Origin of the sequence: Emticicia agri, assembly GCF_004168285.1 — a bacterium.
Taxonomy (GTDB): Bacteria; Bacteroidota; Bacteroidia; order Cytophagales; family Spirosomataceae; genus Emticicia; species Emticicia agri.
Map to the genome: position 1 here is coordinate 21,981 of NZ_SEWF01000001.1, position 18,364 is coordinate 40,344.

An 18,364-nucleotide genomic window follows, 5' to 3' on the forward strand; every position below is an offset into this window, starting at 1 on the left:
AGGTAATACACCCCTCTATAACTCACCTTTCAAAGCTCAATTAACTGCCTGGCCTGTTTTTCCAGAAAAGCCTTGTAGATATCAGCGGTTTTTTTGGCATTGGTATAGGCATTAATCTCATCAGTTTGTCTTGGATTAAAGTCTTTTCCATCAAAATAATCCCATATTTTTCCCAGTTTTATACGTAAGCCTAAAACATCTGTCTGCATATAACTCAATACATCATTCAGATGCCCCAAGCCATTCGCATTTCCTTGTACACCCGAGGAAACACCTACTAAGGCTGCTTTTTTGTAGTGAAAGCTATCGGGATAGCGTAATCCATCAAGAAATGTCTTCAGAACGCCCGGGAAAGAGCCATTGTATTCGGGTACAATGAAAACAAATTTAGTGGTTGTATCTACTATTTTCTGAAACTCATTAAATAATTCGTTCTTACCTGAATTATGGTATAATGCAGAAAAAGCAAAATCTTCCGGTAAGTCGGATAAATCTATAATCTGACTTTCTGCACCTAATGATTCTAACAATTGCTTATAATATAAACCGATTTTTTTTGAAATTGAATTATGCCGATTGGTGCCAATGATTACTCCTATCATTTTAGAGAAAATTATTAAAAACAAGTCAAAGAATTAATCCTTTGGCTCTACTTGTATGCTATCTATTATTATCTTTAACAAAAAAAACCTTAAATCGTTTCAATGAACGAACTCATTTCAGAATTACAGGCCATAGCGAATCCTGAACGGGCTAAAGCATCTGCCTGGTTTTTCAAAACTGGGAAAGGGCAATATGGAGAAGGTGATGTTTTTATAGGTATTTCTGCACCAGACCTGCGTGCTATTTGTAAAAAATACAATTCATTACCCTTAGAAGATTTACAGGTTTTGCTCAACGACCCTATTCATGAATACCGCATGGCGGCATTGATGATTCTGGTAAGTCAGATAAAAAAAGCCAAAGGAGATACCCAAAAACGTATTTATGATTTTTATCTGAAAAACACGCAGCAAATCAATAACTGGGATTTAGTTGATGCTTCGGCCCGTGATATTGTAGGTTACTACCTATATGACAAAGACAGGGAAATATTATATGACATGGCTCGTACCAATCATCTCTGGACCCAACGTATAGCCATTATTGCCACTTGGTATTTTATCAATAAAAATCAATATGAAGAAACTTTCCGTATTGCCGAAATATTGCTTTCACACAAACATGATTTGATTCATAAGGCTGTAGGCTGGATGCTAAGAGAGATTTGGAAGAAGGAAAAGGCAAGCGGAATAGAGGTCATACAAGTGGAACAGTTTTTAAAGAAAAATATCGGTAAAATACCAAGAACGGCGCTTCGATACAGCATTGAAAAAATGACAGAAGAGCGGAGGAAGTATTTTATGACATTGCCCCCTGCCCCTAAAGGGGTGCTTTTAAAACCTAATTAAAATTATTTTTCATCAATGAACAAACGTCAGTTTATTAAAACATTTGCTGCTACGGGTTTGGCTGTTCCTGCTTTTGGGAAGGGTTTTGAAAAAGCCTTAGCTAAAGTACAATTGCAAACACCCGAAGAAGCGGCAAAGAATTATGACTTCTGGTTAGAAATCCGGAGTGCCTATAAAATCAAGCCTGATTATATAAATCTTGAAAACGGCTACTATTGTTTTACGCCGCAGGTAACTCTACAAAATTTTATTGGGCATGTAGAGGAGATTAATTTTCAGGGGTCTTATTATATGCGTACCAGACAGTTTGATGATAAAGCTGAAATCAGAAAAAAATTAGCTGCATTGGCAGGCTGCTCTCACGAAGAACTAATCGTTACGCGCAATACTACCGAATCATTAGATACTGTCATTGCCGGTATAGACTGGAAAGCAGGCGATGAAGCCGTAATGGCCGAACAGGATTATGGTGCCATGTTGGATATGTTTAAATTACAGGCTCGCCGTTATGGTATTGTAAACAAAATTATTTCAGTACCTAATCACCCGGCATCTGATGAAGAGATAGTTTCTATTTATGAGAAAGCCATCACACCTAAAACCCGATTGCTCATGGTTTGCCACATGATTAATATTACGGGACATATACTGCCTATCAGGAAAATATGCGATATGGCGCATAGCAAGGGTGTGGAAGTAATGGTTGATGGTGCGCATGCTTTTGCCCATATCAACTATAAAATCAGTGATTTAGGATGTGATTATTACGGGAGTAGCTTACATAAGTGGTTAAGCGTGCCATTGGGTACAGGTATTCTGTATGTGAAGAAAGATAAAATTGCTAAACTCTGGCAAATGTTTGGCGATATGGGTTATAAAGATGACGACATCAGAAAACTGAATCATACAGGCACAAACCCTGTACATACAGATTTAACTATTGCCGATGCTATTAGTTTCTACGAACAAATTGGCAGAGACCGCAAGGAAGCACGTTTAAGATACTTGCAGGAATACTGGACAAAACAGGTAAGAAATATTCCGAATATAGTGCTGAATACCCCTGCCGAAAGCCATCGGGCTTGTGGCATAGCCAATGTAGGTATTAAGACCATGAAACCTGCCGACCTTGCCAAAACTCTGTTAGAAAAATATAAAATCTGGACAGTAGCTATTGACTCTCCTACAGTAAAAGGGTGCAGAATTACCCCTAATATCTATACGACAACTACTGAACTGGATACTTTTGTGCAGGCATTAAAAGTTTTATCGGCCTAAAAAAATGCCCACGATTTACTCGTGGGCTTATACCAATAGCAATCACCAGCAGATACGGATAATCTATTTTCTAACTTTTACTATTACTTTCGCATCAACGTCGTTTACTGTTTTAGACTGTACTTCTATCCGACTTTCGCTTATACCCCTTTCTAATAAAACACCTTGTAAAGCATAGGCACGGTCTTCACTTAAAGTACCACCACTACTTTGTGAGCCTCCGGCAATGGTAATTTTAGCTTTTGAATTACTCTTCAAAAACTTTACCAAATCATTCACATCTCCTCTGTTACTGATTTCAGCACTCCCTTTTCTGAAATTAAGGTTTGGCAAAGCAATCCACGAAGTACTGTTTTGCAATTCACTACTCAAAGAACCTGTATTAGAACTACTATTAGTTACAGGTTTAGATTCAATGGCAGGTAAATCTGCTTTTTTAGTATCCACTTTTGTATCGGCAGGCTTAGGTTCTATCTTCTCTACCGGAGCCGTAATGGTCAAAGTATCTTTTGGCACTACACTAAAGGCAGAGGTATCAGGCGTTACAGTAGCCATCGAATCAGCCGCAGGTAAAACCTGAGCCTGATTATCCTGCTGTTTTTTATATTTAAAAACATAAAACAAAATTGCAATCAGAACCAAACCTAATAAAACCCAGGGAATCCAGACGGCAGGACCGCCACCGGGATTATTGTTAGGATTTGGATTGGCATTTTTTTCTTTCTCTTTTTTCTTTTCTTTGGCCTGCTCTTTAGCCGTTTTTTTATCAACAGGCTCTTCTTTCGTAATCAGTTTGTTAATCAGCACAGGCGGTAGTGCTGCCAATACGGCATCTCTTTGTTCGTTTAATAATTTTATCAGACCCGAAACACCCATCCCCTCTCTGGCAATTACTTTTCCCAAAGCACCCAGCACCAGAGGCGTTGCCAAGCCTACCAGAGACGAAGCAGAAGTTTTACGGATATTACTTAACGACGAAATCGTTTCAACAATCCCATTGCTTTTGTTGCCTAAGAAATGATTGAAGATATTTGTACCAATGGTAATCAACAATTGTGTTTTATCGAAGTTTCCTAAAAGATTAGGCAAATCGTCAAGAATTTCGCCTGTATGCCCTCCGTCTTTTAGCACGTCCATCACTTTACCTGCACTTTCTTCTGTAGTAGTATGCTGGATTATACCCCCAAGCACTGTAGGAACGGTTTTATCTAAAGCAAGGCTGATATTCTCGGGATGCTCTCCCAAAAAATTGCTAACTTTTTCAATAACCGAATCTGTCAGTTTATCTTTTATCAGTCCAATTATATTCATACAAATCGTGTTCTCGTGGTAGCTAAAATTAAAGTCCGGGATAGTATCATAACAGGTATAGTTTTGCAAAAACTATGCCCAAAATTAAGGCTTTTTTAAAAAAAACTTATCCGCTTACTAACAAAACGTAAAAGCAAAGCAGCTATTTTCTGTTTTATAAGGTTTATGTCAGTCAGTATAATTTAAGAGTAAAAGTATCGCACATTCAGGAGTAAAATATTATCATTCAAGAATATAATATAACTTTTTAAAGAATTTTACAATATAAACAACTGATAGTCATACAATTATGATTTTTATAATATAATTTTGTTGCGAAAATCAAACTAATGCACAAAATGGCACTTGTAAAACAATTTTCTAAAACCAAATCAGTTTGTAAAGTTACGTTCACGCTACCTTCAGAAGTTGTTAATGAAGCTAAGAAAGTAGCCCTTGTAGGTGAGTTCAACGATTGGAACTCAACAGCTACTTTGTTGAAGAAACAAAAAGATGGTCAATATAAAGCTTCAGTAGAACTTCCAATCGGTTCAGAATTCCAATTCCGTTATTTATTGGATGGTACTAACTGGATTAATGATGAAGCTGCTGACAAATATGTGGCTAACGGATTCACTACAGACAACTCGGTAGTTGTATTGTAATCAGCGCATAGCTCGCAAAAAGAAATTAGAAAGCCCGGAACTTTATTGTCCGGGCTTTTTCATACACTATCAGCGTAGTTCGTAGTCTAATTCCAGAAAGCCTTCTACATTGGCTAACCAGTATTGCTCTACAAATGCGACGTGGTCGGGGTGAGTATTATATTTCTCGTAGAGGTCTCTATTGGCAAAATCCATAAACAAGCCATAATCAAACGAACTATGAGCGCTTGTTTGTTTATAACATACAAAATTCTCTACTCCTTCTATAGATGCTAATTTATTTACGGCAGTAAAGAATATCTGCTCTTCAGCCGACCCAACCGGGTACTTTAACTTAAATACAACTGAATGTCTTATCATTTCTTCTTAAATGAGTGAATGAATGATTGAGTGATTTAGTGATTAAAACATTGAATATTAATAATAAAAGTCAATCATTCACTTCTGACTACTATTGATTAGTCAAATTTCAATGTTTTAAACTTAATTAAGTTATCACTTGGTTTATCATGCTTAACTCCCATAATATATAAATCTCTGAAACCTTCTACAGGTTTTTCTAATTTGCTTTCTACCCATTTCATTTTACCCCAGCCCTCAGTCGGGCTAAAGGTGGCTCTGGCAATCACAGGCCCTGCAACAGAATTTTCTCTCACTTCTATCACGCCCGATTTATCCATCGAAGCATACTCAAAACTAATGGTTTTAATATTAGTTAAATCTATATTCTTAAATACCAGATATGCTTTAGAAGGACCCTGACGAAGTTCGCCCCAGTCAAACACAAAACCCGGGTGTCTGTCAGCATCCATTGCTCTTAATTGATGGTAGCGTAAACGTGTAATATCTTCTGCTTTTTCAGGTTTGGCACCTGTTGCACCATTATCCACATAAGCTGCCTTAATGGTATAATAACCAGTAGTTTTGTTTTCAAGATGTTCTTTCAGAGGCAGAATACCATTTGCTCCGATAGATTTAAAGTTTTTGTTAGGGTCGTTGATAGCTAAAATATACTTTACCATTTCGTCGGCATCCTGAGGCGATATTTGTGGATGTGCACTCATCACATGCACAGTACCCCAGCTACCACCCCCTCCTTCAATAATCTTTTTCGACAGAGTTTTGATAGTTTTATTATCACCACTACCATATTTTTTTGAAATATCGAGGAACGACGGGCCGACAGATTTCTTATCAACTGTATGGCAGGCCTTACAATCGCTTGCATCAACTAATGTTTTACCTAAAGACCCCAACTCTATTTTAGAACCTGATTTAGCACCTGAAACAGGCTGATAAGGGTTCGGGTAATAGTTATATTCTACCTTACGTTTTTTGGCATTAATTACCTTATCTTCTGCATCGTTTACTGACACAGTATATTCGAAAGGTGCATTATCCCAATAAAAAGATTTATTCTTTTTGGCATTAATAGCCACTACCGGAACAGCATTGCCTACCCTCACGTTCAAGGTATCTGTACCTGTTTTTCCGGCGGCATCTTTTACTAAAAATATTACTTTATAATTACCGTTTTTGGTAAAGGTATGCGTGTACATAGGTTTATCAGCAGGTAATTTAGTACCGTTGATATACCATTCATAACTTAGTTTATCATCAAAGTCTAAATCTACTCCCCTACCCGACAAACGCAGTTTCAAAGGTGCTTTACCAGCCCATTCTTTATATTGCGGCACGTCTCTTATTTCAGAGGTAATAAACGACTCTTTTTGTTTCTTAGCCGCCATCACAGTGTCAACAATGCTCGCTATGGCTTGCGGTGCTCTGTTGTCATAGTTATATTCTATTTTTACCAAACGGGCATCTGTATTATCTGCCCCATAAACCGAACCGTATTCTAATACATACATAATACCCTCTTTGCTGAAAGCCAAATCTATCGGGCGTCTGAAATCACCTTTGGTTGGCATAAAAGGCTCTGTTTTTACATAATCCTCATTTGTATCAAACCTGGTTGCCAGCATCCAGTTTCTCATCCAGTCGAAGATAAATAAAGCCCCATCATAATACTTAGGTATTTTGTTTTTGGCAGTTGAGGCTTCATTATATGTATAAAATTCACCTGCCATTGCACTGCGGCCACCTGTACCCAATTCAGGAAAATCAGGCGATAACGCATACGGATACCATAACATTGGCGGCGTAGCCGGAGGTAATTCTTTCAGACCCGTATTATTCGGCGAATTATTCACAGGTTTTTTAGGATCGTAATTCTGGCCGGGTTTTCCGGTTTCAAAGTCCCATTCGGCATAGGCGTAGTTGTTGCCCACAAAATAAGGCCAACCATAATTACCCGGTTTCTTTGCCTGATTAAATTCATCGTATCCTCTCGGACCTCTTGGGCTATCTTCGCCTGCATCAGGGCCAATTTCGCCCCAATAGATGGTTCCCGTTTTTGGATTAATAGCAATTCTGTATGGGTTACGGCAACCCATAGCGTAGATTTCCGGCCTGGTATTCTCTTGCCCTATCTCAAACATATTTCCTTTCGGAATCGTATAAGTTCCGTCAGGCTGTGGATGAATACGTAGAATTTTACCTTTGAAATCGTTGGTATTCGCCGCCGAACGTTGCGCATCCATCGGATAATATTGTGGGTCTTTACGTTCATCAATAGGTGCATAGCCATTAGATGGGAAAGGAGTAGTACCATCTCCGGTCGATAAAATCAGGTTGCGGTCTTTATCAAAAGCTAATGACCCGCCGTGATGCGAACCACTATTGATTTGCACAGGCACTTTCAGCAATATTTTTTCAGAAGCCAGATCAATTTCATCTTTAGCCGAAAGCGTAAATCTTGACAAATTAAAATAAATAGGTTCTCCTTCAATCGGTGGCGAATAGTAGAGGTACATCCATCGGTTGGTATCAAAATCAGGGTCAAGCGTAATACCAATTACTCCTGTTCCGCCTTTCATTACCACCGGAAAACGATGAATGAGTTTGAACTGATTGGTTTTAGTGTCAAAAACAGAGAGATTCCCTGCTAATTCGGTCATATACACTTTTCCACTATTAGATACTGCCAGTTCCATAGGGTTATTCAAATCATTCACCAGCACTGTTTTTTCAAATCTGTTTTCTTCGGGCACGGTTTTCGAATAGGCTTTTGAATAATCTAAAGGTTTGGCCTCTCCTATCGCATAATTTATACCTCCTAACAAGTGTTTCAGAAACAAAGGCTCTGAGAAACTTTCATCGGCATGTCCACCTCCGGTAAAGAAAGACCTGCCTCCATCAAATTCATGATACCAGGCAATCGGATGATTGCCGCCATTTGTACCACCGTCATAGGTGCTTTCATCGAGATAAGCTAAAGGTTTTATATTTCTATAAATAGATTTATAGTTATACCATTCATCAGTCCGTTCCCAGGAATCAGGCAAATGACTGGTTGAAATATGCGACTTATCCGTTACGAGTACGGTTGCTTTTCTGACATTTGAATTATTAGGATGGCTCTCAAAATAAGCCCCTACCAACTGTCCGTACCAGGGCCATTCATATTCTGTATCAGCAGCCGAGTGAATACCCACAAAACCACCTCCGGCCTGAATATATCTTTCAAAGGCTGCCTGTTGGTCGTTATTAAGAATATTGCCCGTAGTGGAGTTGAAAATAACGGCATTATATTTCTTGAGATTTTCATCAGTGAAATCATCAGAATTTTCTGAAATATCAACACCAAAATTATTCTCTTGTCCAAGCTTTTTAATGGCTTCTTTGCCAAAAGGAATGCTTGAGTGCCGCCAGCCTTTTGTTTTAGAAAATACTAAAACTCTTTTTTGTTGAGCCGATACGCCATGAGGAATGAGCGCGGTAAACAGGGCACAAATAGCCCATAAACTGAAAAAAAATCTTTTCGCAGGTTGTTTCATTGTAGTAGGTCAAATAGATAGAATTCAAATATAATTATTTCCTGTTAAAACTATCCTGTTTTAAGATAATTCAGAATAATTCTGCGATGAAAAACCATAAGTACCTTATAAATAATAGACCCTCCCATAATTTAACCATATTTTCTTCTAAATAGATAATAACTTGCAAAGACTGAAATTTGTATTTAAACTTATAATGAAATCTGGTAAAAGCCATATGGGTTGATACACTTTTAACTACTTTTGATGTAGCAATAAGCATTCAGACTTATGATTGATAACGAAACCCCAAGGCTCTCAAGACTTACGGCCCTTATTACTTTTTTGCAAACAAAACGGCTGGTTACTTCTACTGAATTAGCTAAAAAATTTAATGTAAGTGTCAGAACTATTTACCGTGACATCAGAGCTTTGGAGTTATCGGGCATACCCATTTGCACAGAAGAGGGCAAGGGGTATTCGTTAGTAGAAGGCTTTGTTTTAGCTCCTGTCATGTTTACAGAATCAGAAGCCAATGCCTTGATTACAGCCGAACAATTGGTTCTGAAAAACAGTGATACTTCTTTTATCAAAAATTATCAGGATGCACTTATTAAAGTAAAGGCTGTATTACGCACCAATACCAAAGAAAAAGCCCGTATACTCGCCGAGAGAATTGTGTATAGAAATAATTCAGGTCAGGGTTCGCCAAGTCATTATTTATCACTTATTCAATTGGCACTTACCAACTTTACGCCTATCCGTATTGCTTACGTCTCGCAAGAAAATACCTCAACCGAAAGAGTAGTAGAGCCTTTTGCTTTGTACAATACACAGGAAAACTGGGTGCTGATTGCTTACTGTCGGTTAAGGAAAGAAAACCGCTCATTCAGGTTAGACCGCATACAGGCATTAGAAACCTTAACCGAGAGATTCCAACCACAGAACATCAGTTTGCAGGATTACTTTGAATCAGTAAGAAAAATATATTTCAATACCCCTGACATACCGCTGTCCTGAAGGGCAGATACTTTTGCTTATCATTAAAAAAGCAATAACATGCAGCTAACAACCATTCCTTCTTTTGCCTTTATAGGCCTGAGTATCCGAACAACCAACGAAAACCAACAAGCTATGCAGGATATACCTGCTTTATGGGCCCGATTCTTTACAGAGAACACATTGGCTAAAATCCCTGATAAAGTAGATGACATGCTTTATTGTATCTACACAGATTACGAAAAAGACCATACTAAGCCTTATACCACGCTTTTAGGCTGCAAAGTAGAAAGCCTTGATAATATTCCTGATGGATTGACAGGCAGATTAATCAATGGTGGCATTTATACCACTTTTACTGCCCAAGGCAATATAAATGAGGGAATTGTGATACAGGAGTGGATAAAAATATGGAACAGTGATATAAACCGAGCCTATACAGCCGATATAGAGGTATATGGCGCAAAAGCCCAGAACCCCGAAAAGGCTGAAATAGCCATACTCATTGCTATTCAATAATATGTTGTACCCCATAGATAATTATTTTGAACAACAGAACGAACCTACCAGAAGTTGTCTGCTTTTTCTGAGGTCATCTATCCTGAAACACGACCCTGATATAACAGAAACATGGAAATACAAAATGCCTGTGTATTGCTACAAAGGCAAAATGTTGTGTTATTTATGGATACATAAAAAATATAAAAGCAATGGTGTTCCTCTGCCTTATATGGGCATTATTGACGGCAACAGGATAGATGAACCGGATTTAATTAAAGAAGACAGAGCCAGAATGAAAATTCTACTCATTGACCCGCATGAGGATATTGCTGTTGAAAGAATTGACAGGCTTCTGACAATGATGTTACAATTGAGGCAGAGTCTTTAAATTTAAAACTCCACACCAGACTTTTCATACTGAAAATGCCATGATGTGGAGTTAATCTATTTTTTTACTTTCTACTTGTTTCGTTTTCCTTTCTCCATTTACTCCGTTTTCAAAGATTTTACCGGATTCATCAGGGCTGCTTTGATGGATTGGAAACTGATGGTAACAAAGGCAATAAGAACGGCCATGATTCCGGCTAAAGCGAATATCCACCAGGCTATTTCAGTCTTATAGGCAAAATCCTGCAACCAACTGTGCATGAAATAATACGCCACAGGCGATGCCACCAGCAAGGCAATCAGAACCAGTTTTAAAAGGTCTTTTGAAAGCAAAAGGATAATGCCGGGAACAGTAGCCCCTAAAACCTTGCGGATACCGATTTCTTTGGTACGTTGCTGAACAATATAGCTTACCAACCCTAATAAACCCATACAGGCAATCAGAATCCCTAAAAATGAGAATATCCAGAATACCTGTTGAGAAACCTTTTCATTTCTGTATAATTCAGCCAAATCGGCATCTAAGAACGCATAATTAAAGGGTTGCTCAGGTAAGAACTTCTTCCAAGTCTGTTGCAATTGCCCTACCACCGACTGAAAGTCAGGTGTATTAATTCTCACACCTATCAAATTGCTTGTGCGGGCAAAAAAGCGGTCATTCACAATAAACAAAGGCGTAATTTTCTGATGCAACGAAGAAAAATGAAAATCTTTTACCACACCTACTATGGTATAAGTTACTTCCGGCCCATCGCCTTGAACAAAATTATCCGGGCTGAATATTTTCTGTCCGATAGGGTTCTTTAGCCTTAAAGCCTTAACAGCCTCCTGATTCAGAATGATTGACAATGAATCATTAAATTCTCTATTAAAAAATCTTCCCTCTGCTGTTTCCATATTCAGGGTTTGCAGATAACCTTCATCAGCAACCATACCCTTACCTGTTACGGTCTCTTTCTCTCCTCCCTTACGGAAACTAATACCAAAGAAATTTTCCTGACCCGGTTCGGCACTTGTTCCGCCTACTTTTTCAACACCTGTAATTTTCTGTACTTCGTCTTTAAACACCTGTGTACGGTTGCCCAAAAAACCTGCTCCTCTTAAATGAATCACAAAATCTTTTGAGTAGCCTAATTCTTTGTTCTGAATATAATTCAATTGCCGATACACTACCAGCGTACTGATAATGAGAATAATGGAAATAGAGAACTGAAAAACCACCAATCCGTTGCGCAAAGCATGACCTTGCTTTTTGGAAGTAAACTTGCCCTTTAATACCTGTATGGGTTGGAACGAAGATAAAACACCTGCCGGATACATACCAGCCATTAAGCCTACTGTTATTGATAAAATCAATAGTAATGGGATGGTTTTCCAGGTAAAAAAATTGTCTAATACCAGGGTTTTATTGGCCAGATTATTAAAGGATGGCAGTACCAAAACCACTATCAGGACAGCAACAAATAAACTTGTTACACTTAACAGGATAGATTCTGTCAGAAACTGAATAGATAACTGTGACTTGGTTGAGCCTAATGTTTTGCGGATACCTACTTCTTTGGCTCTTTCGGTTGAACGAGCCGTAGCTAAATTCATAAAATTGATGCAGGCAATCAACAACACAAAAACAGCAATCACCATAAAAATGTATACCAAATTCCTGCTCCCGTTAGCTCCTAACTCGGCTTCTAAATGAGACTCCAAATGAATACTTTGTAAGGGTTGCAGGAAATAAAAATAACCATTTCCTGCTTTCAGGTAATCATTAAATGATACACCGAAAGTTCGTTGAACTTCGCCAGCGGCATATTTTTCAACAATAGCCGGAAATTTTGCCTGTACCTGCTCCGGTGAGGTATGAGGTTTTAATAATAGATAAGTGGTGGCGGCAAAATTGATATGGTTGGTTGCCTCAGCAAAACGAATACCTTTGACTGAGTTTAAAAAATCGAACTGAAAATGGGCATTTTTGGGCATATCAGCACAAATACCTGTTACCTGCACTTTAGGTCCTTGAACAAATTCAAGGTATTTACCCATCGCATTGGTTGTTCCAAAATAACGTTTGGCTGTGCTTTCTGTTAATACAACAGTATTTGGGGCTAATAATGCTTTCTCCGGATTGCCATAAATCATTGGTAATTGAAATACCTTAAAGAAATTGGAGTCGGCAAACAGCACATTATTTTCTTCCAATATCTGATTATTATGTCTGATAAGCGTTCCACCACCATTATTAAAGATTCTGACAGTTTCTTCTACCTCAGGCAACTCTTTTTTTACCGATTGGGCATACGAAGGTGGAATAATGGCATACTTGGTTGACCTTCCGGGATAAATTCTTTCCAGAGACATTCGGTAGACTCTATCGCCATTCTTCCAGAATTTATCATAACTCAATTCATCAAATACAAACATCAGAATCAGGATACAGGAAGCCATCCCTATTGAAAGACCTGTGATGTTAATGAGGGTTTGCAGTTTGTTTTTTAACAAACTACGCCAGGCAATTTTTAAGTAGTTACGTATCATAGCCCCTAACCCCTGAAGGGGTATTTAATAATAAAAAATGGTTAAAATCTTAGAATAAAAGTTGGTGTGATTCAATCCGTAATTGTTTCATAAATATACTCCCTCAAAAAACATACCTAAACCAATAAACGGTTGACTATCAATATATTACTTCAACACACAAAGTTATAATCCGTCCACAAGTGGACAATTTGTGTACGGCAGCGTACAAGGGTATAGAGAAGAGAAAAAGGCTAATACAAAAACGAAGATTATAAGGTAAAAAGAGAAAGGAACAGGGAAAAGTATACTTTTCCCTGTTCCTTTCCCCTTTCTCTACCTACTCTGACTTTAAAGATTGCACCGGATTCATTAATGCTGCTCTTATGGCCTGATACAATACTGTCAGCAATGCAATACTTATGGCCAGCACACCTGCCACTACAAATATACTTGCGCCAATATCTGTTTTATAGGCAAAGCCTTGCAGCCAGTTGTTCATAAAATAATAGGCAATCGGGAAGGCAATACCATTGGCAATTAAAACCAAACGGATAAAGTCTTTGGACAATAGCCCTACAATATTGCTTATGCTTGCACCCAATACTTTTCTGATACCAATTTCTTTCACTTTTTGCTCGGCGGTAAAGGTAATCAGGCCAAACAATCCCATACAGGCAATCAGAATAGCCACACCTGTAAAACCTGCAAAAAGGCTTCCCATGCGTTGTTCAGAGCGATACTGTTTGTTAAAGGCATCGTCTAAGAAATAATAATCAAAAGGCACATCTGCTTCATATTTTTCATAAACTTTTCCGATAGATGCCAGTTTTTGTTGCAGGTCTGCTTTAGGGTCTATCCTCAGATAAAGGGTACGTAGTTGGGTGGTATCTTTTACTACCATTAATAGCATACCATCTATTTTCTGCTGAAGAGAAGTAAAATTAAAGTCTTTGAGTACCCCCACTATTTCTTTTCTTGTTCCTGCCAAATTCAGGTTCTGACCAATAGGTTTTTCAGTTATTTTCAGTTTTTCAACAGCCGTTTCGTTTATCACAATTTTATCGTTGCCCAAAGCTAACTGTTCGATATTGGCAGGCTTCACTTTCCAGTCTAATTGCAGAATTTTCAGAAAACCTTCATCTACTTCCATATTATTGATGCTTACATCTTCATTAGTAGTCGGGGTTTTAGTAAAATACATATTCCAACCTCCTGTAAACATAGATAATGACGAAGCACCTACCTGTTGAATACCTGCTTCACGTTTTAAATCCTGCCTTAGTGCTACGGTGTGTTTGCGGGCTTCACTTGAGAGCGGCAATACTAATACCTGCTCTTTATTCATCCCTATTTTTTTGGTTTGCAGGTAATTTAATTGCTTCTGCACCACCATACTACAAATAATCATGACAACCGATGCCATAAACTGAAATACAATAAAAACCCGACGAAGACTAACACCATGATTACCTGAAGCAAACTTACCTTTCAGTACCTGTATAGGTGAAAATTTTGATAAAAGTAAAGCCGGATAACTACCTGCCACTAAAGCTGTAAAAATCAGTAAACCTAAAAGAATACTTAAAAACAACGGACTTGTAATAAAGGAGTCGTCAATATTCAGGTTAAGCAGATTGTAGAAAGGCTGTTTTAAAGTCTGAAACAAGAGCAAAGCCAGTATAAAAGAAATCAGGCTCACTATGATAGACTCTCCATAAAACTGTGTAGCCAGATGCTTACGGTTAGCTCCCAGCACTTTACGAACGCCCACTTCTTTTACTCTGACTGTAGCGCGTGCCGTTGTCAGGCTCATATAATTGATAAGCGCCAGAAGCAGTACAATTCCGGCAACAATCAAGAAAATAGAAACATATTTAGTATTCGAAAAATCACCCCAGTTATTGCCTAAATGGGTTTCCAGAAAAGGTAACAACAGATATGTTGAATGGGATGTAAGGCCATTATTCTCATCTTTGGTAAGTACCTTTGGGATAACTTTTTCAACTCGGGTAACCGACTCAGGTTTGTTGAGTAAGAAGTAGGTTTCATAGCTTCCTGTTCCTACTAAATCATCTGTCTCATACATTTGCCCTCTGTCACGTTTCATCAGGGCATCAAAGGTTGATAAGGAACCAATAAAATCGAAATCAAGGGTAGAATTGGTAGGTAGTTTTTTGAAAACCCCCGTAACCCTAAGCACATCTTTTTTATTATAAGTAATGGTTTTACCTACCGGGTCTGCATTACCAAAATACTTACGGGCCATTTCTTCGTTAAGCACTACTGTATTAGGTTCAGACAAAACCGTTCCCTTATTACCTTGCAGAAGCTCTATGGAAAAAAGATTAAATAACGAAGGCTCAGAGAAATAGAATTTACGCTCAAAAAACTGATGATTTTCGTCAGATTTAATCACGAGGTCATTCTGAAAAGACTGGCTGATGCGTGCATAATCTACTACTTCCGGGTTAGCCCGCTTCACGGCATTCCCAAAGTTTTTTGATACCAGATTAAACTGTACTTCATTAGAACCAAACTTCATTTTTATCAGCGTATGAAAAATATTTTCCCCTTTCTGATGGAATTTGTCATAGCTTAACTCATGCGACACATAGAGCAGAATCAACATACAAACGGCCATACCAATAGCCAGTCCTGCAATGTTGATAATACTGAAAATCTTGTTTTTCAGTAAGTTTCTGAAGGCGATTTTGATGTAGTTTTTAAGCATAGAACTCCTAACCGTGCGACGGTCGCCCCTAAAGAGGGACTTTTTTAAAGTTAGAAAATATGTATCCTTTTCCCCCAATTGTAAATTCTTGCGTAAGCAACTCCCCTTTAGGGACGGTCCGCCGCGCGGCCGGGGGCGCTTTTATTCACTTTTCAACGATTTCACCGGATTCATCAGGGCGGCCCTGATGGTTTGATAGCTGATGGTCAATAAAGCAATTGTTAAGGCTGTAATGCCTGCCAGGGCAAATACCCACCATTTAAGCTCAATATGATAGGCAAAATTCTGCAACCAGTTGTGCATAGCCCACCAGGCAAGCGGAAAGGCTACTACTGCTGCTATCAATACTAATTTTACAAAATCTTTAGTCAGAATGATAATAATGCTGCTGATACTTGCGCCTAATACCTTACGGATGCCCACTTCTTTGATACGTTGTTCGGCCGCATAGGTAGCCAGCCCAAATAAACCTAAACACGCAATCAGAATAGTCAAGATAGCTACAATCAGAAAGATGGTTTGTTGTATCTGGTCTTGCTGATAAAATAGCTCCCATTGTTTGTCTAAAAAATGGTACTCAAACAAATGGTCGGCATCTATGCTATGCAGAATATTATTCATTTGCTTAAGCGTTTCAGCAATATTATCCGAATTAACTCTACTACTGAAATAGTCGATATTCTGAAACGGATTATTACGGAAACCCAACACCATAGGCGAAACCGACTGGTGTAGAGACTGAAAGTTGAAATCCTTGACAATGCCTACTACTCTTACATTAAATGATTTATCTAACCTCTCAACACTACCCCCAAAATCAATGCTTGGGATTTCAATCACCTGGTCTGATACCTGTGTAATGCCTAATTGTTTGGCGGCAGTCTCGTTAATGATAACAGCCGTAGAGTCTCCATTACCGGCATTTGCAAAATTTCTTCCTTTTAGCAACTCTATATCGTAGGTTTTCAGAAACTGGTCATCAATCCCCAAAAAATACATATCTCTTCCCTCTAATGAAGTGATAGTTTCGTTTTTCACCCGCACTTTTACTAAGTTTTTCCACTCACCTGGCACACGTGAACTAACCGAAACCTCTTTTACCTGCGATAACTTGGCAAACTCTCTCTTGATGGTTTCGGCACCACGTCTTACTTTTCCGCTATTAATATCTACTATCACCAGTTGGTCTTTCTTAAAACCCATATCTTTGGTATCTACATACTTCATTTGCAGATAGACAATAGTGGTAGCTATTATCATAAAAATAGACAATGAAAACTGGAATACAACCAATATACGACGAATTGAGAGGTTACTTTTGCCTACATTGATTTTATTTTTCAGTAATAAAATAGGCCTGATACGAGACTGAAACAAAGCCGGATATATGCCAGACATGAGACTGGCTACTATTACTACGATTACAACACCTATCCAGATACGATAATCAGTATTAAAATTCAGCGTTAGTTCTTTATGCGTAAAATTATTGAAATAAGGCAATAGTGCCTGCACAAACAATAGGGCTATCAATAACGCCATAAGAGTAACCAGAAATGCCTCAGCAATAAACTGTTTAATCAGGTTTTCACGGGTTGCACCTGCTGTTTTGCGTACGCCTATTTCTCTGGCACGATTGGCAAATCTGGCAGTAGTCAGATTCATATAATTGATACAGGCAATAACTAATACAAAAACTGCGAGTATAGCAAATACATAAATATAGGTAAGGTTGCCTCCTGATGCTCCCTCAAAATCGTTTGAGTAAAAATGAATGTCTTTTATCGGCTGAAGCGAATAGGTATACTTGTCTTTTTCTTCCGGTGAGCGTTTAGATTTTATTAACTGGTTGAGTTTTGCCTCCAGATTGTTGGTTTCAGCTTTTTCATCAAGCAGAAAATAGGTAACGAAGCTATCAGAACTCCAGTCTGTTCTGACAAAATCACGGAAACGCTGCCCATTGATACTTGACTCTGAAAAAAGGAGATTGAATGAGATATGTGAATTGACAGGAATATCTTTCAGAATGGCAGTAATGGTATAAGGAATCGAATCTCTGTCAACCTTGATGGCTTTTCCGATAACATTGGCCGTATTGAAATACTTCATAGCCGATTCTTCTGTCAGAACTACTGAATATGGCGCAGTTAAGGCTGTTTTTCTGTCTCCGGCTATCAGGTCAAAATCAAATATTTCTAAAAATTCATTACTCGCAAACGACAGGTCTTCGTAAAAAACATTGGTATTTTCAAGAGTACCTACATTGGTTCTGCCAGCACCTGTATATCTTGCTATTTTCTTAATTTCAGGAAAAGTAGTTTTTCCGGTTTCTGAAATCTGATAAGCAACGCTTGCTACTTTAGCCTCTTTGCCTTCGGCAGACACCTTTTTATTTACTACTCTGTAGATATTTGCAGCTTGCGAATGAAAACTGTCAAAAGTCAGTTCATCAAAAATATATAAGGCAATCAGCAAAAAGCTGGTTAACCCAACTGTTAAACCAAAGATGTTAATAAAAGAGAACACCTTATGTCTCATCAGATTTCTCCAGGCGATTTTAAAGTAGTTTTTAAGCATAAACCCCTAACCCCTAAAGGGGGACTTTTTTAAAGTTAGAGAATAGTTTTTTCATAATTCTTATCCGCCCTTTAAGCTATTTCGCACGAAAAT

General features: G+C 38.3%; 13 protein-coding genes. 6 read left to right on the top strand and 7 right to left on the bottom strand.

Translation table 11 applies throughout. From position 1 onward, the window contains the following. Nucleotides 1-29: 29 nt before the first annotated feature. Nucleotides 30-602: an NADPH-dependent FMN reductase gene (locus EWM59_RS00115; RefSeq protein WP_130018883.1), complete on the bottom strand. Its 573-nt coding sequence runs from the start codon at nucleotides 600-602 to the stop codon at nucleotides 30-32. Nucleotides 603-704: 102 nt separating this feature from the next. On the opposite strand from EWM59_RS00115, the gene EWM59_RS00120 reads away from it, so the two are divergent. Both EWM59_RS00120 and EWM59_RS00125 read left to right on the top strand, forming a co-directional pair. Further along, nucleotides 705-1,451: a DNA alkylation repair protein gene (locus EWM59_RS00120; RefSeq protein WP_130018884.1), complete on the top strand. Its 747-nt coding sequence runs from the start codon at nucleotides 705-707 to the stop codon at nucleotides 1,449-1,451. Nucleotides 1,452-1,466: 15 nt separating this feature from the next. After that, nucleotides 1,467-2,729, top strand: coding sequence for an aminotransferase class V-fold PLP-dependent enzyme (locus EWM59_RS00125; protein ID WP_130018885.1), 1,263 nt, complete (start codon nucleotides 1,467-1,469; stop codon nucleotides 2,727-2,729). 63 nt (nucleotides 2,730-2,792) lie between these two features. On the opposite strand, the gene EWM59_RS00130 is transcribed toward EWM59_RS00125, so the two are convergent. Further along, on the bottom strand, nucleotides 2,793-4,040 hold the full coding sequence (locus EWM59_RS00130; RefSeq protein ID WP_130018886.1) for a DUF937 domain-containing protein: 1,248 nt from the start codon (nucleotides 4,038-4,040) through the stop codon (nucleotides 2,793-2,795). A gap of 338 nt (nucleotides 4,041-4,378) precedes the next feature. Here EWM59_RS00130 and EWM59_RS00135 point away from each other — a divergent pair, with 338 nt between their 5' ends. Next, nucleotides 4,379-4,684, top strand: coding sequence for an isoamylase early set domain-containing protein (locus tag EWM59_RS00135; protein WP_130018887.1), 306 nt, complete (start codon nucleotides 4,379-4,381; stop codon nucleotides 4,682-4,684). A gap of 69 nt (nucleotides 4,685-4,753) precedes the next feature. Here EWM59_RS00135 and EWM59_RS00140 read toward each other — a convergent pair whose 3' ends face one another. Both EWM59_RS00140 and EWM59_RS00145 read right to left on the bottom strand, forming a co-directional pair. After that, entirely contained in the window at nucleotides 4,754-5,044 is a 291-nt protein-coding gene (locus tag EWM59_RS00140) for a Dabb family protein (RefSeq protein WP_130018888.1), read from the bottom strand. A 98-nt stretch (nucleotides 5,045-5,142) separates the two neighbouring features. Continuing rightward, a complete protein-coding gene (locus EWM59_RS00145) occupies nucleotides 5,143-8,583 on the bottom strand; it encodes a ThuA domain-containing protein (RefSeq protein ID WP_130018889.1) in 3,441 nt (1,146 codons plus the stop codon). A gap of 270 nt (nucleotides 8,584-8,853) precedes the next feature. On the opposite strand from EWM59_RS00145, the gene EWM59_RS00150 reads away from it, so the two are divergent. From EWM59_RS00150 to EWM59_RS00160, 3 genes are read left to right on the top strand one after another with little or no spacing between them, the layout of a single operon-like run. Next, nucleotides 8,854-9,582 carry a helix-turn-helix transcriptional regulator gene (locus EWM59_RS00150; protein ID WP_130018890.1) on the top strand — a complete coding sequence of 243 codons (729 nt, stop codon included), beginning with the start codon at nucleotides 8,854-8,856 and terminating at the stop codon, nucleotides 9,580-9,582. Between the two features lie 39 nt (nucleotides 9,583-9,621). After that, a complete protein-coding gene (locus tag EWM59_RS00155) occupies nucleotides 9,622-10,080 on the top strand; it encodes a GyrI-like domain-containing protein (protein WP_130018891.1) in 459 nt (152 codons plus the stop codon). A gap of 1 nt (nucleotide 10,081) precedes the next feature. Then, complete coding sequence (locus tag EWM59_RS00160) at nucleotides 10,082-10,450, top strand: DUF1801 domain-containing protein (protein WP_130018892.1); 369 nt, start codon at nucleotides 10,082-10,084, stop codon at nucleotides 10,448-10,450. Between the two features lie 98 nt (nucleotides 10,451-10,548). Here EWM59_RS00160 and EWM59_RS00165 read toward each other — a convergent pair whose 3' ends face one another. The 3 genes from EWM59_RS00165 to EWM59_RS00175 all read right to left on the bottom strand — a co-directional run bounded on the left by EWM59_RS00165 (nucleotide 10,549) and on the right by EWM59_RS00175 (nucleotide 18,271). Beyond that, nucleotides 10,549-12,981, bottom strand: a complete 2,433-nt coding sequence (locus tag EWM59_RS00165) for an ABC transporter permease (protein WP_130018893.1) — start codon at nucleotides 12,979-12,981, stop codon at nucleotides 10,549-10,551. A gap of 319 nt (nucleotides 12,982-13,300) precedes the next feature. Further along, nucleotides 13,301-15,694 carry an ABC transporter permease gene (locus EWM59_RS00170; RefSeq protein ID WP_130018894.1) on the bottom strand — a complete coding sequence of 798 codons (2,394 nt, stop codon included), beginning with the start codon at nucleotides 15,692-15,694 and terminating at the stop codon, nucleotides 13,301-13,303. A gap of 141 nt (nucleotides 15,695-15,835) precedes the next feature. Continuing rightward, nucleotides 15,836-18,271: an ABC transporter permease gene (locus EWM59_RS00175; RefSeq protein ID WP_130018895.1), complete on the bottom strand. Its 2,436-nt coding sequence runs from the start codon at nucleotides 18,269-18,271 to the stop codon at nucleotides 15,836-15,838. Between the last annotated feature and the right edge of the window lie 93 nt (nucleotides 18,272-18,364).

What these genes read in the sequence shown, in the direction of transcription:
- EWM59_RS00175 (WP_130018895.1), bottom strand. Translation starts at nt 18,271, where the DNA reads ATGCTTAAAAACTACTTTAAAATCGCCTGGAGAAATCTGATGAGACAT.
- EWM59_RS00150 (WP_130018890.1), top strand. Translation starts at nt 8,854, where the DNA reads ATGATTGATAACGAAACCCCAAGGCTCTCAAGACTTACGGCCCTTATT.
- EWM59_RS00115 (WP_130018883.1), bottom strand. Translation starts at nt 602, where the DNA reads ATGATAGGAGTAATCATTGGCACCAATCGGCATAATTCAATTTCAAAA.
- EWM59_RS00140 (WP_130018888.1), bottom strand. Translation starts at nt 5,044, where the DNA reads ATGATAAGACATTCAGTTGTATTTAAGTTAAAGTACCCGGTTGGGTCG.
- EWM59_RS00135 (WP_130018887.1), top strand. Translation starts at nt 4,379, where the DNA reads ATGGCACTTGTAAAACAATTTTCTAAAACCAAATCAGTTTGTAAAGTT.
- EWM59_RS00160 (WP_130018892.1), top strand. Translation starts at nt 10,082, where the DNA reads ATGTTGTACCCCATAGATAATTATTTTGAACAACAGAACGAACCTACC.
- EWM59_RS00120 (WP_130018884.1), top strand. Translation starts at nt 705, where the DNA reads ATGAACGAACTCATTTCAGAATTACAGGCCATAGCGAATCCTGAACGG.
- EWM59_RS00165 (WP_130018893.1), bottom strand. Translation starts at nt 12,981, where the DNA reads ATGATACGTAACTACTTAAAAATTGCCTGGCGTAGTTTGTTAAAAAAC.
- EWM59_RS00130 (WP_130018886.1), bottom strand. Translation starts at nt 4,040, where the DNA reads ATGAATATAATTGGACTGATAAAAGATAAACTGACAGATTCGGTTATT.
- EWM59_RS00145 (WP_130018889.1), bottom strand. Translation starts at nt 8,583, where the DNA reads ATGAAACAACCTGCGAAAAGATTTTTTTTCAGTTTATGGGCTATTTGT.
- EWM59_RS00125 (WP_130018885.1), top strand. Translation starts at nt 1,467, where the DNA reads ATGAACAAACGTCAGTTTATTAAAACATTTGCTGCTACGGGTTTGGCT.
- EWM59_RS00155 (WP_130018891.1), top strand. Translation starts at nt 9,622, where the DNA reads ATGCAGCTAACAACCATTCCTTCTTTTGCCTTTATAGGCCTGAGTATC.
- EWM59_RS00170 (WP_130018894.1), bottom strand. Translation starts at nt 15,694, where the DNA reads ATGCTTAAAAACTACATCAAAATCGCCTTCAGAAACTTACTGAAAAAC.